The sequence below is a fragment of the Bacillus sp. ES1-5 genome (assembly GCF_022487605.1).
GTDB classification, from domain to species: domain Bacteria; phylum Bacillota; class Bacilli; order Bacillales; family Bacillaceae_G; genus Bacillus_A; species Bacillus_A wiedmannii.
Genome location: NZ_JAKVPU010000012.1, coordinates 74,857 through 88,370, shown reverse-complemented (window position 1 = coordinate 88,370; position 13,514 = coordinate 74,857). Strand labels below are relative to the sequence as shown.

The 13,514-nt window shown below is 36.8% G+C and carries 14 protein-coding genes; 10 read left to right on the top strand and 4 right to left on the bottom strand.

Annotated features, from left to right (window positions below; translation table 11 throughout):
• Positions 1 to 10: 10 nt before the first annotated feature.
• A complete protein-coding gene (locus MKO96_RS26345; protein ID WP_000976299.1) occupies positions 11 to 172 on the bottom strand; it encodes a hypothetical protein in 162 nt (53 codons plus the stop codon).
• 244 nt (positions 173 to 416) lie between these two features.
• Here MKO96_RS26345 and MKO96_RS26340 point away from each other — a divergent pair, with 244 nt between their 5' ends.
• The 3 genes from MKO96_RS26340 to MKO96_RS26330 all read left to right on the top strand — a co-directional run bounded on the left by MKO96_RS26340 (position 417) and on the right by MKO96_RS26330 (position 2,587).
• Positions 417 to 1,730 carry a DRTGG domain-containing protein gene (locus MKO96_RS26340; protein WP_240589146.1) on the top strand — a complete coding sequence of 438 codons (1,314 nt, stop codon included), beginning with the start codon at positions 417 to 419 and terminating at the stop codon, positions 1,728 to 1,730.
• A gap of 148 nt (positions 1,731 to 1,878) precedes the next feature.
• On the top strand, positions 1,879 to 2,202 hold the full coding sequence (locus MKO96_RS26335) for a hypothetical protein (RefSeq protein ID WP_240589145.1): 324 nt from the start codon (positions 1,879 to 1,881) through the stop codon (positions 2,200 to 2,202).
• Between the two features lie 121 nt (positions 2,203 to 2,323).
• The gene (locus tag MKO96_RS26330) at positions 2,324 to 2,587 is read left to right on the top strand and encodes a DUF3949 domain-containing protein (RefSeq protein WP_240589144.1); all 264 of its coding nucleotides are present in this window, start codon (positions 2,324 to 2,326) and stop codon (positions 2,585 to 2,587) included.
• A 17-nt stretch (positions 2,588 to 2,604) separates the two neighbouring features.
• Here MKO96_RS26330 and MKO96_RS26325 read toward each other — a convergent pair whose 3' ends face one another.
• Positions 2,605 to 2,901 (bottom strand): YtpI family protein, encoded by a 297-nt coding sequence (locus tag MKO96_RS26325; RefSeq protein ID WP_001144772.1) that lies wholly within the window; start codon positions 2,899 to 2,901, stop codon positions 2,605 to 2,607.
• 238 nt (positions 2,902 to 3,139) lie between these two features.
• On the opposite strand from MKO96_RS26325, the gene MKO96_RS26320 reads away from it, so the two are divergent.
• Entirely contained in the window at positions 3,140 to 4,072 is a 933-nt protein-coding gene (locus MKO96_RS26320) for a DHH family phosphoesterase (protein WP_240589143.1), read from the top strand.
• Between the two features lie 51 nt (positions 4,073 to 4,123).
• On the opposite strand, the gene ytrI is transcribed toward MKO96_RS26320, so the two are convergent.
• Both ytrI and ytrH read right to left on the bottom strand, forming a co-directional pair.
• Positions 4,124 to 4,627: a sporulation membrane protein YtrI gene (ytrI, locus tag MKO96_RS26315; RefSeq protein WP_001265727.1), complete on the bottom strand. Its 504-nt coding sequence runs from the start codon at positions 4,625 to 4,627 to the stop codon at positions 4,124 to 4,126.
• A complete protein-coding gene (gene ytrH / locus MKO96_RS26310) occupies positions 4,624 to 5,037 on the bottom strand; it encodes a sporulation membrane protein YtrH (protein ID WP_073516695.1) in 414 nt (137 codons plus the stop codon). Before ytrH ends, ytrI begins: the two co-directional genes overlap by 4 nt.
• 42 nt (positions 5,038 to 5,079) lie before the next feature.
• Between ytrH and dnaE the strand changes: the two genes are divergently transcribed.
• The 6 genes from dnaE (at position 5,080) to pfkA (ending at position 13,512) form a co-directional block, all read left to right on the top strand.
• On the top strand, positions 5,080 to 8,406 hold the full coding sequence (gene dnaE / locus MKO96_RS26305) for a DNA polymerase III subunit alpha (RefSeq protein WP_240589142.1): 3,327 nt from the start codon (positions 5,080 to 5,082) through the stop codon (positions 8,404 to 8,406).
• A gap of 133 nt (positions 8,407 to 8,539) precedes the next feature.
• Positions 8,540 to 9,748: an NADP-dependent malic enzyme gene (ystJ, locus tag MKO96_RS26300; protein ID WP_170957615.1), complete on the top strand. Its 1,209-nt coding sequence runs from the start codon at positions 8,540 to 8,542 to the stop codon at positions 9,746 to 9,748.
• 14 nt (positions 9,749 to 9,762) lie between these two features.
• A complete protein-coding gene (locus MKO96_RS26295; protein WP_000204434.1) occupies positions 9,763 to 10,407 on the top strand; it encodes a FadR/GntR family transcriptional regulator in 645 nt (214 codons plus the stop codon).
• A 185-nt stretch (positions 10,408 to 10,592) separates the two neighbouring features.
• Positions 10,593 to 11,462: an acetyl-CoA carboxylase, carboxyltransferase subunit beta gene (accD, locus tag MKO96_RS26290; protein WP_087982333.1), complete on the top strand. Its 870-nt coding sequence runs from the start codon at positions 10,593 to 10,595 to the stop codon at positions 11,460 to 11,462.
• Positions 11,450 to 12,424 (top strand): acetyl-CoA carboxylase carboxyl transferase subunit alpha, encoded by a 975-nt coding sequence (gene accA / locus MKO96_RS26285; protein WP_000818786.1) that lies wholly within the window; start codon positions 11,450 to 11,452, stop codon positions 12,422 to 12,424. Before accD ends, accA begins: the two co-directional genes overlap by 13 nt.
• 128 nt (positions 12,425 to 12,552) lie before the next feature.
• Positions 12,553 to 13,512: a 6-phosphofructokinase gene (gene pfkA / locus MKO96_RS26280; RefSeq protein ID WP_000821162.1), complete on the top strand. Its 960-nt coding sequence runs from the start codon at positions 12,553 to 12,555 to the stop codon at positions 13,510 to 13,512.
• Positions 13,513 to 13,514 lie beyond the last annotated feature (2 nt).

Sequence of the window (13,514 nt, the reverse complement as noted above, 5' to 3'; positions counted from 1 at the left end):
GGAGGGTTTTTTACGTGTGTAGGACAGCTTTTAAAGTTTGTACTTGTTTTGGTGATTCTTTTCTTTTTGGAAGTGGCTGTTCAGGTGTTTCATTCAATTCCATTGCAACTTTTTTTCCGTCTACGAAAGCTAAAAATACAGCACCTACAACTTCTAATAATTTTTTCATCATGTATCCGCTCCTTTGTTTCATTTCTTGTCTTAATTGTATATTGAAGCGGCTGGACAAACTATCGAACGGGATGACAATACCATTACATTGTTGTAATAGAAGAAGTGGTGTAATGTAAGGTGTATTTTGTTATAAAAAAAATAGTACAGATATATAAAGAGAGAGTGTAACAGTTTTGAAAATATAGTATACTGAAAATACAACACATGAAGAATTTAGGGAAAAGAAAGTATGGTGAAACCATTTGGCTACCAAGCATAACCAAATTTTAGAACATATTAATGGCCTACCAGTAGGGCATAAAATTTCTGTAAGGCAAATTGCGAAAGATTTGAGTGTAAGTGAAGGGACAGCTTACCGTGCAATTAAAGATGCAGAAAATAAAGGATATGTTAGTACGATTGAACGTGTCGGAACAATTCGAATTGAACAAAAGAAGAAAGAGAATATTGAAAAACTGACATATGCAGAAGTCGTTAACATTGTCGATGGTCAAGTACTTGGGGGCAGAGAAGGACTACATAAAACGTTAAATAAATTCGTAATCGGGGCAATGAAATTAGAAGCGATGATGCGCTATACAGAAGCTGGAAACTTACTTATTATTGGTAACCGTACGAACGCACATCAATTAGCGTTAGAAGCCGGAGCTGCGGTATTAATTACGGGCGGATTTGATACGGAAGATCATGTGAAGAAATTAGCAGATGAATTAAAATTGCCGATTATTTCAAGTAGTTACGATACATTTACAGTTGCGACGTTAATTAACCGTGCAATTTACGATCAGCTTATTAAGAAAGAAATTGTACTCGTTGAAGATATTTTAACCCCCATTGAAGAGACATTATATTTAAAACCAGGTGATACAGTGCAGCAATGGCATGCGTATAACGAAGAGACGATGCACGGAAGATATCCAATTATTGATGAAAATAAAAAGGTGTTAGGTATCGTAACTTCAAAAGATATGATTGGTGTCATGAAAGAAACACCAATTGATAAAGTGATGACAAAGCATCCGATTACGGTAAACGGTAAAATGTCTGTCGCAGCTGCAGCACGTATGATGGTGTGGGAAGGTATTGAGTTACTTCCAGTTGTTGATGAAGGAAATAAACTGCAAGGAATTATTAGTCGTCAAGATGTACTTCAGGCGCTGCAAATGATTCAGCGTCAACCACAAGTCGGCGAAACAATCGATGATATTGTAACGAATCAATTTATGACGCCGAAAGAAGCGAAAAATGAACATTTATATCAATTTTCAGTGACGCCGCAAATGACGAATTCAATCGGAACGTTATCTTACGGTGTATTCACAACAATTGTGACGGAAGCAACGAATCGCGTTATTCGTGCGCAAAAGAAGAGTGATTTAATTGTTGAGAACTTAACAATTTATTTCGTAAAACCAGTTCAAATTGATAATGTTGTATCAGTTCATCCGAAAGTGTTAGAAATTGGACGTAAGTTTGGTAAGGTTGATGTAGAAGTGCATCATGAAGGTAATGTTGTCGGGAAAGCATTACTTATGGTGCAGTTGATCGATAAATAAAAAGATGGAGCAGACCGCTTTGGTTTGTTCTATTTTTTTTGTTAAAGGGATAGAAACAAAAAATAAATAGCGTATCATTTCATATTTATAATAAAAATACTAAAAAATTTGAAGATATGGAAATGGAATAGCGATAAGGAGGAAGCGAATGGGAGGAATACTTTTCTTTTTAGTGGTCGTATGTTTCATCATTATTCATGTGTTAACGCATAGAAGAATGAATGGTCTTAAAAAGAGGTTGTATTTTGTAAGTTTGACTCTTACTAGTATAGGTGCCTTTATTCCCATATCAGGAGAAAATGAGCCGGATTTTCTTTACTTTGGTGTACCAGCTGAAACGTTTGTTTATTATGGTGGATGGGAATGTTGGTTTAATCCATTAGGCTTTTTCTTTAACTTTATTTTGTTTTATTGGATTTTGAAGCTGTTGCTAAAGATGAGGGAGGGTTTTAGGGGGAACGCAAAGGAGTAGCAGGATATATATATGGAGAGGTAATTATACAGTTAAAAAACAGAATATTAATTTAATTAGAGTTTATACTATGTTATAATTGAATTGTAATAAAATGGATTTCAGGAAGGTGGTATGCAATATGTCATCAGAAGTGCTCTTCTTTGGTGGGATCGCACTATTTTACTTTCTTGTGATGATACCGTTTCAATATTTATACTTACAAAGTTTACATGAAAAAAAGAAACGAACAGGATTATCTCAGCGAGAACTATATGAAAAAATGTCTTTTGAAGAAGAACAATTACATTTTCACGTACAAGGCAACCCCTTTAATATACCTTCTGCTTTTGTTGCATATATGATTTTAAAAGTTAAGGGACGTAAAAAAGCATCACAATATTGATGCTTTTTTATGTTGCTTCAGACAGATTCAGCTTCTTCAACTGCTAATGGTAAGAAATGTTTATATTGGCGAAATCCATTAAATACACTTGCACTACCAAATAGAACAAATAAAACACCAACGATAATTCGAGCGGTTGAAAGTTCTAAAAAGAATTGGTTTATCCCAAAGAATAAGACGAATGAACCAAGTGCCATTGCGGATTTTCCTGAGAGCCAACCTTTCTCCATTGGGCGGTTTGTACGAAAGTATTTTGTTTTGTAGAAGAGGTACAACATAAATGAGACGATAATACAGAAGACTAATACTGGCATAATGAACACTCCCATCGCTTTTTGAAAAATAATAGTGGAGAAAAAAGAAATGTCTAAACTTTCTAATTTTTATTATAAAGCAATTGTTCGCATGTATGAAATAATTTCCGTTATAATGGAGGCTAAAGTGAAACTTTAATTAGTGTGAGGATGTTTCTACGCTAATGATTTGCCCGCACCAATTGGGCTTTTACTGCACGTTAAAGTGAAGAAATTGAGTAAAAAGGAGATTATACATATGCATGAGCAAATTTTAGGAGCAATTAAAGAGTTTGATACAATTATTATTCATCGTCATGTGCGTCCAGATCCAGATGCATTAGGTTCACAGGGCGGTCTTGGTACAATTCTACAAGAATCGTTTCCAGAGAAAAATATTTATACGGTTGGGTACAATGAACCGTCACTAGAATATTTACGAGTAATGGATGATATTGAAGATAGTGTATATGAAAATGCACTTGTTATCGTATGTGATACTGCGAACCAAGAACGTGTTGACGATCAACGCTATGCAAAAGGGAAGATGTTAATTAAAATTGATCATCATCCGAATGAAGATCCGTACGGAGATATTACGTGGGTAGATACGAAAGCAAGTTCTACAAGTGAAATGATTTATGAGTTTTACAGTTATGGAAAAGATAAAGGATTACAGATAACGAAAGAAGCAGCTCGTCTTATTTTAGCGGGTATTGTTGGGGATACAGGTCGTTTCTTATTCCCGAATACAACAGCGAAAACACTTCGTTACGTGAGTGAGCTTGTTGATATGGATGTGAAGTTCACAGATTTATACAATGAAATGTATAAGACGAAAGAAAAGATTGCTCGTTTAAACGGCTATATTTTACAAAACTTTACGATGGTAGAAGAAGGAGCAGCTTACATTAAATTAACGAAAGAAGTATTAGAAAAGTTTGATGTACTTCCTTCTGAGGCATCTGGCGTTGTTGGAGCACTTGGTAATATTGATGGATTAAAGTCGTGGGTTCTATTTTTAGAGGAAGACGATGTGATTCGTGTTCGTCTTCGCTCAAAAGGACCAGTGATAAATAAATTAGCGATGCAATATAATGGCGGAGGGCATCCGATGGCTTCTGGTGCAAAAGCATCTTCTTGGGAAGAAGCGGATCGTCTGTTTGCTGATTTACGTGAGATTTGTAAATAAGAGAGTATATGTTAGAACGAAAAGAAGGAGAGGCGCTAAAGCCCTCCTTCTTTATTTTTCTTTCTCTATAGCAATGCTAATTTCAAGCACGGTATCAAAAGATATTGTATCAACTTTAAAACGATATAGACGATCGTAATGTTTATACGTTTTATTTTCGATTGCTTTTTTGAGTAGGTCTTTATTTTTTGCGATACTTTGAATGTTTTTCGTTAAAAGATGCTGGAGGTCATTATGGATAGAAGTGGTCATATTTTCGAGTGTAAGATTGTCTAAATCGTATTTTTCTCGATTGATTATTTTTATTTTAATCTCTTGAATAGTTAAGAGTCGTTTATTTTCTGTATTCAATTTTTCTTGATCTTCGAGAAGGACGTGGAGCTTTGCTTCTTGTTTTTCAATAATTTCTCGTTGCTCTGCTATTTTACTAGCTTGTTCTTCTTGAAAAACACCGTATATGTACAAAAAAACAAACCAGCTCAACACGCCTCCAACAGCAGCACCAGCTAAAACTAAATACCATTTTTTTGCTGTATTGGCACTTGGTACTCTCATACATGTTCCTGCGTTAGCCATTTAATAATAGTAAGACCTGTTTGCATACCACCCGTTGCGAAAAAAATAAGGAGAATTTGTTTTACAATATCTTTCATATCTCCGCCAAAGAAACTTCTTTCAAAGCTATAAAAAGTATCAAATGTTCCGCCAATTGCTGCGACGAGTGCCCAAATTCTTAAATTTTGGGCGAATTGATTAATGTAAGTTAGAGTTGGTTTTCCGATAAGAAATGCACCAAAGCCGCCAATTAATGAGCCACCGAGTATAACCCCAAAGGCAATAAAATAACTAATAATAAGCAGAGAGAAAAAAGTGTGTTCTCTTACATCCATCGTCATTCCCCTTTCTTCTTCATATATATGGACAAAGTATAAGAAGTATGTTTTGATTTCCGCTTTCCTCATCACCTATAATAAAAGTAGTCAAATTGGTAAAGAGAGGGTACAACAGTGAAGTTTGTGCATTTACAATGTCAAACCGTTTTTAGTTTATTAAAAAGTGCTTGTAAAATTGATGAGCTTGTAGTCAGGGCGAAAGAACTTGGTTTTTCATCACTCGCTATTACGGATGAAAATGTTATGTATGGCGTTATTCCGTTTTATAAAGCATGTAAGAAACATGGTATACAGCCTATTATCGGCTTAACAGCTTCTATTTTTAGTGAAGAAGACGAAAAATCTTATCCGCTTGTTTTACTTGCTGAAAATGAAATAGGCTATCAAAATTTATTAAAGATTTCTAGTAGCATTATGACGAAGTCAAAAGAAGGTATTCCGAAAAAGTGGCTTGCCCATTATGCGAAAGGATTAATTGCTATTTCACCAGGTAAAGATGGGGAAATTGAACAATTATTATTAGAAGACAAAGAGAGTGAAGCTGAAGAAGTAGCTCGCATGTATCAAAGCATGTTCGGCAATTTTTATATGAGTTTGCAGCATCATGCGATTCAAGATGAGCTGTTGCTGCAAGAGAAATTACCTGCATTTATGAGTAGGATAAATGTTCCAGTCGTTGCAACAAACGATGTACGCTACATCAATCAAAGTGACGCACTTGTTCATGAGTGCTTATTATCTGTTGAAAGTGGATCGAAAATGACGGATCCAGATAGGCCGAGGCTGAAAACAGATCAATATTATTTAAAATCATCAGATGAAATGGAAGCACTATTTTCTCATGTAGAAGAGGCGATTTACAATACAGTAGAAATTGCAGAACGTTGCAGAGTAGAAATACCGTTTCATATAAATCAATTACCGAAATTTCCTGTTCCAGCTAACGAGACGAATGATATGTATTTACGCCGTGTTTGTGAAGAAGGGTTGCAGAAACGATATGGTACGCCGAAAGAAGTACATATAAAGCGTTTGAATCATGAATTAAACGTTATTTCTAGTATGGGGTTTAGTGATTATTTCCTCATCGTATGGGATTTTATGAAGTATGCGCATGAAAATCATATTTTAACAGGACCAGGACGTGGATCGGCAGCTGGTTCACTCGTTTCTTACGTATTAGAAATTACGGATATTGATCCGATTGAATACGATTTATTATTTGAAAGATTTTTAAACCCTGAACGTGTGACGCTTCCAGATATTGATATCGATTTTCCAGATATAAGACGTGATGAGATGATTCGATATGTGAAAGATAAATATGGTCAGCTTCGTGTTGCACAAATTGTAACGTTTGGGACGCTTGCGGCGAAAGCGGCAATTAGAGATATTGCGCGTGTAATGGGGGTTCCACCGCGAGATATTGACATATTCTCAAAACTTATCCCATCAAAGCTCGGTATAACGTTAAAGGATGCATATGAGGAATCGCAATCACTCCGTGAGTTCATACAAGGGAATCTGTTACATGAGCGTGTGTTTGAAATTGCAAAACGTGTAGAAGGCTTACCACGTCATACGTCTATTCATGCAGCTGGCGTTATTATGAGCCAAGAGCCGTTAACAGGAAGTGTTGCAATTCAAGAAGGGCATAACGATGTGTATGTTACGCAATATCCAGCTGATGCATTAGAAGAACTTGGTTTGTTAAAGATGGACTTTTTAGGATTACGTAATTTAACGTTACTTGAAAATATTATAAAGTTTATCGTGAAAAAGACGGGGACACAAATTGATTTAAGAAATTTACCACTTCAAGATGAAAAGACGTTCCAATTGTTAGGTAGAGGGGATACAACAGGTGTATTCCAGCTTGAATCAGGTGGTATGCGAAATGTACTTCGTGGGTTAAAACCGAATGAATTCGAAGATATTGTCGCTGTTAACTCGTTATATAGACCAGGACCAATGGAACAAATTCCGACCTTTATTGAATCAAAGCATGGAAAAAGAAAAATTGAATATTTACATCCGGACTTAAAGCCAATTTTAGAAAGAACGTACGGTGTAATTGTATACCAAGAACAAATTATGCAAATTGCGTCGAAATTAGCAGGATTCTCGCTCGGAGAAGCAGATTTATTACGCCGTGCAGTGAGTAAAAAAAATCGTGATATTTTAGATCAAGAACGTAAGCATTTTGTACAAGGTTGTTTACAAAATGGTTATGATGAGACATCTGCAGAGAAAATTTATGATTTAATTGTAAGATTTGCGAATTACGGTTTTAACCGAAGTCACGCTGTAGCTTACAGTATGATTGGGTACCAGCTTGCTTACTTAAAAGCGAATTATACGCTGGAATTTATGACAGCATTATTATCAAGTGCAATTGGAAATGAAGATAAGATTGTACAGTATATACGAGAAACGAAGCGAAAAGGTTTTCATGTTTTGCCGCCGTCTCTTCAGAGAAGTGGTTACAATTTCCAAATAGAAGGCAATGCGATACGTTACAGCTTACTTTCCATTCGAAACATCGGAATGGCTACAGTGACAGCATTACTTGAAGAACGAGAGAAAAAAATGTTTGAAGATTTATTTGAATTTTGTCTTCGCATGCCATCAAAGTTTGTAACAGAGCGAAATTTAGAGGCGTTCGTCTGGTCGGGGTGTTTTGACGATTTTGGTGTTTCGAGAACAAATTTATGGAAAAGCCTTAAAGGAGCGTTAGAGTACGCAAATCTTGCGCGTGATTTAGGAGATGCTGTTCCGAAATCAAAATACGTACAAGGAGAAGAGCTCTCTTTTATTGAACAGTTAAATAAAGAAAAGGAAGCATTAGGCTTTTATTTATCAAGCTATCCGACAGCGCAGTATGTAAAGTTAGCGAAAGAATTAGAAATTCCATCTCTCGCTCAGGCAATGCGACATAAGAAAAAAGTACAAAGGGCTATCGTGTATATAACAAGCGTGAGAGTGATTCGTACGAAAAAGTTACAAAAGATGGCGTTTATTACATTTTGTGATCAAAATGATGAAATGGAAGCAGTTCTTTTCCCTGAAACGTATATACATTTCTCAGATAAGTTACAAGAAGGAGCAATTATTTTAGTTGACGGCATGATTGAGCTAAGAAATCATAAGTTACAATGGATTGTAAATGGACTATATCCATTAGAAGAAATGGATGTGTATGAAGAAAAGAAAGACGCATCTGTTTACGTGAAATTGCCGTCTCAGTATGAGAAAAAGCTTTTAAATCAGGTTACTAAAATATTGTTTGACTATTCAGGTTTTGCGAAAGTACTAATTTATTATGAAAAGGAACATAAAATGGTACAATTATCTCGAAGTTTATCGATTCATCCAAGTGAAGAATGTTTAGGAGCACTTCGTGAAATTGTCGGGGAAGAAAATGTGGTTGTGAAAATATAATGGACAATTTCCCTACACTTCGATTATTATAGTAGTAGTGTTCGTGGTCAGACCACTTGGAGAAATTGATATCAGCTAGAATAATTTGAGGAGAGTGGATAGTTTGTCAACACTTCGTGAAGAAGCACTTCACATGCATAAAGTGCATCAAGGAAAATTAGAAACTGTATCAAAAGTAAAAGTAGAAAATGCAAAAGATTTAAGTCTTGCATATTCTCCAGGGGTTGCAGAACCTTGTAAAGAAATTTATGACGATAAAAGTAAGGTATATGAATATACGATGAAGGGAAATATGGTAGCAGTTGTGACAGATGGCACGGCTGTACTTGGTCTTGGTAACATTGGACCTGAAGCATCTCTTCCAGTAATGGAAGGTAAAGCTGTATTATTCAAGAGCTTTGCTGGTGTAGATGCATTCCCAATTGCCTTAAATACAAACGATGTAGATAAAATTGTTGAAACTGTAAAATTAATGGAGCCAACTTTTGGCGGCGTTAACTTAGAGGATATCGCAGCACCAAACTGCTTCATTATTGAAGAACGTTTGAAAAAAGAAACAAATATTCCTATCTTCCATGATGATCAACACGGAACAGCTATCGTAACAGTAGCAGGTCTTGTGAACGCGCTAAAATTAGTTGGAAAGAAAATGTCTGATATTAAAGTTGTCGCAAATGGCGCAGGTGCAGCAGGTATTGCAATTATTAAACTTTTATATCGCTATGGTGTACGCGACATTATTATGTGTGACCGTAAAGGCGCAATCTATGATGGTCGTCCTACAGGTATGAATCCGGTGAAGGATGAAGTTGCAAAATATACAAATAAGAATCGTATCGAAGGTTCTTTAGCTGACGTTGTACAAGGTGCGGACGTATTCATTGGTGTATCTGCAGAAGGTGCATTAACAGAAGAGATGGTTCGTACAATGAATGACGATGCAATTATTTTTGCAATGGCGAATCCAGTTCCAGAAATTATGCCAGAATTGGCAAAAGCAGCGGGCGCAGCTGTTGTTGGAACGGGTCGTTCTGACTTCGCGAACCAAGTAAATAATGTACTAGCGTTCCCTGGTATTTTCCGTGGTGCACTTGACGTACATGCGACACAAATTAACGAAGAAATGAAGATGGCAGCTGTACAGGCTATTGCTGAGCTTGTAGCAGAAGATGAGTTGAATGCAGATTATATCATTCCGGCACCGTTTGACGCGCGTGTAGCGCCTCAAGTGGCATCTTACGTTGCGAAAGCTGCAATGGAGACAGGAGTAGCTCGCCGTCAAGTAGACCCAAATGAGATTGCTGAGAAAACAAAACAATTAGCGCTGATTGGTAAAGAATAAGCGAGGAATTTCCATTGACATCATCAAATACAAAAGTATATCTCGAAATTGTAAAAAAAATCCGTTCCATTATGGAAGAAGATGGATTGGTGGCGGGGGATCGTTTGCCGTCTGAGCGTGAGTTAAGTTCACGTTTAAACGTAGGGCGTTCCTCTGTAAGAGAAGCATTGCGTGCTTTAGAACTGGTAGGATTGATTGAAACGAGACGTGGTGAAGGTACGTTTATTCGAAACTTTTACGATAACGGTCTTGTACAATTGATTGCGCCGTTCTTGCTGCAAGATGAGAAAACAATTCGTGATTTATTACAAACAAAACGATTGCTTGAGAAAGATATGATTCGAATTGTATGTAATTTACCGAAAGAAACGTTTTCTAAAGTGCTAAGAAAATTAAATCAAGTGCTTGAAGAAAATGAAAACTCAATTCCGATGCTTCATCAAACGTTCTTTAAAACACTCATTGAACAAGTCGATAATTATTTACTATATCGCATTTGGATGATCGTAAATGATTACGTATCAACTCTTTCTTGTGAAGTTTCAGGAGATTCTATCGATATGTATAGAAAGCTTTATGCTACTTTGGAAGAAAAACAAGAAAATGATGCACTAAAAATTTACGATGAATTAGTAGAGAATATACAGTTTCACTCGTAATGTATAAAATTTGTCGAAATGACCATGACACGTTATGACAAACATTCTATCGCGTAGCGGTTAAAGTTAAACGTAAAGAGTGAGGTTATTAGACAGATTGAGAAGATAAGGCTAACATCAAACTTTGGTGTTAGCCCAATTTTCTTCTTGCGCTAACCTTAGCTCTCAATGAAGGGGGTCAAATTGTGCTAAGAGATTTATTCGTGAAAAAGAAAAAGTACGCTGCAATACCTTCAGAACAAGTACGAAAAGATGTACCGGATGGCGTTATGACGAAATGTCCGAATTGTAAAAAAATCATGTATACGAAAGAGCTTCTAAAAAATTTAAAAGTATGTGTGAATTGTGGATATCATCATCCTATGAATGCATGGGAACGTCTTGATAGTATATTGGATGAAGGGTCATTCCGTGAGTATGACAAAGAAATGGTTTCATTAAATCCACTCGAGTTTCCAGGATACGAAGAGAAGCTAGAGAGCGATCGTAAGAAGACTGAATTGAACGAAGCGGTTGTAACTGGTGAAGGAACAATTGATGACATGCTTGTTGTTGTTGCAGTAATGGATTCTCGTTTTCGAATGGGTAGCATGGGCTCTGTTGTAGGAGAGAAAATTGCCCGTGCAGTTGAAAAAGCATACGACTTACAAGTTCCATTTATTATCTTTACTGCGTCGGGTGGTGCCCGTATGCAAGAAGGGATATTAAGTTTAATGCAAATGGCAAAAACAAGCGTAGCTTTGAAAAAGCATAGTAATGCAGGAGGGTTATTTATTTCTGTTATGACTCACCCAACGACGGGCGGGGTTTCAGCGAGTTTCGCTTCACTTGGTGATTATAATCTTGCAGAACCAGGTGCGCTTATCGGATTTGCCGGTAGACGTGTAATTGAACAAACTGTGCGTGAGAAACTACCGGAAGATTTCCAAACGGCAGAATTCTTACTAGACCATGGTCAATTAGATGCGGTTGTGCATCGTGATGATATGAGAGAATCGCTCCGTAAGATTTTAGAAGTTCATCAAGGAGGGGAAATGGCTGTATGGCAGAGCTAGAATTTGAGAAACCGGTTGTTGAGCTAAGAAATAAGATTCGTGAACTGAAAGACTATACGAAAAACAGCCAGATGGACTTCAGTGAGGAGATTCGTATTTTGGAAGACAAGCTAGAAAAATTAGAGGAAGATATATACGGCAATATGAAAGTATGGGACCGTGTTCAAATTGCTCGTCATGCAGAACGACCGACAACGCTCGATTATATTGAGCACTTATTTACTAATTTTTTTGAATGTCATGGAGATCGCCTATTTGGCGACGATGCAGCGATTGTCGGCGGCATTGCGAAATATAAAGGGATGCCTGTAACTGTAATTGGGCACCAACGCGGAAAAGATACGAAAGAAAATATTCGTCGTAATTTTGGGATGCCTCATCCAGAAGGATATCGAAAAGCACTGCGTCTAATGAAACAAGCGGAAAAGTTTAATCGTCCTATTATTTGTTTCATCGATACGAAGGGAGCTTATCCTGGTAAAGCAGCTGAAGAACGTGGACAAAGTGAGGCGATTGCCCGTAATTTATTTGAAATGGCGGGTTTAACTGTCCCTGTTATTTGTATTGTTATCGGTGAAGGTGGTAGTGGTGGTGCGTTAGGTCTTGGAGTAGGAGATTACATTCATATGCTGGAAAATTCCACGTATTCTGTTATTACACCAGAGGGTGCGGCGGCAATTCTTTGGAAAGACGCTGGTAAAGCAAAAGAAGCTGCAGAAGCGATGAAAATTACAGCATTAGATTTGAAGGAATTAGGTGTAATTGACGAAATTATTCCAGAGGCAAAAGGTGGAGCGCATCGTAATATTTTAAAACAATCAGAAAATATAGATTTAATGCTTAAGAAAACTTTTGAACAATTAAGCGGAATTTCGAAAGATGAATTAATCGAAAAACGTTATGAAAAATATATGAAAATTGGGCAAGTTTCGTTTTCAAACGCTTCCATTGGGATAAAATAATAAAAGCGTGCGTTCCTCTTCGCGAATGCACGTTTTTATTATGAAAAGACACATCTTCTCCATTGTGTTTTTATATTTTTTCGTGTTATTTTATTATAAGGCAAATAATCTTTATGAGGTGAGTACAAATGAAACGTATTGGTGTATTAACAAGTGGTGGAGATTCACCTGGTATGAATGCTGCCATTCGTGCAGTTGTTCGTAAAGCGATTTTCCATGATATTGAAGTATATGGTATTTACCATGGATACGCTGGTTTAATTTCTGGTCATATTGAAAAATTAGAACTTGGTTCTGTTGGCGATATTATCCACCGTGGTGGTACGAAATTATATACAGCAAGATGTCCTGAGTTTAAAGATCCAGAAGTACGACTAAAAGGTATCGAGCAATTAAAGAAACACGGTATCGAAGGACTTGTTGTTATTGGTGGAGATGGCTCTTACCAAGGTGCTAAAAAATTAACTGAACAAGGATTCCCATGTGTTGGTGTACCGGGTACAATCGACAATGATATTCCTGGAACAGACTTCACAATTGGTTTCGATACAGCTTTAAATACTGTTATTGATGCAATTGATAAAATTCGTGACACAGCTACGTCTCATGAACGTACATATGTTATTGAAGTAATGGGACGTCATGCTGGAGATATCGCATTATGGGCTGGTTTAGCTGATGGTGCCGAAACAATCTTAATTCCAGAAGAAGAGTATGACATGGAAGATGTTATTGCTCGTCTGAAGCGCGGTAGTGAACGTGGTAAAAAACACAGTATTATCATTGTGGCTGAAGGTGTTGGAAGTGCAATTGACATCGGTAAGCACATTGAAGAAGCAACAAACTTTGATACTCGTGTAACTGTATTAGGTCACGTACAACGTGGTGGATCACCAAGTGCACAAGACCGTGTATTAGCAAGTCGTCTTGGCGCAAGAGCAGTTGAATTGTTAATTGCTGGTAGAGGTGGACGTTGTGTAGGTATTCAAGATAATAAACTTGTTGATCATGATATTATCGAAGCGTTAGCTCAAAAGCATACAATCGATAAAGATATGTATCAATTATCTAAAGAATTATCCATCTAATC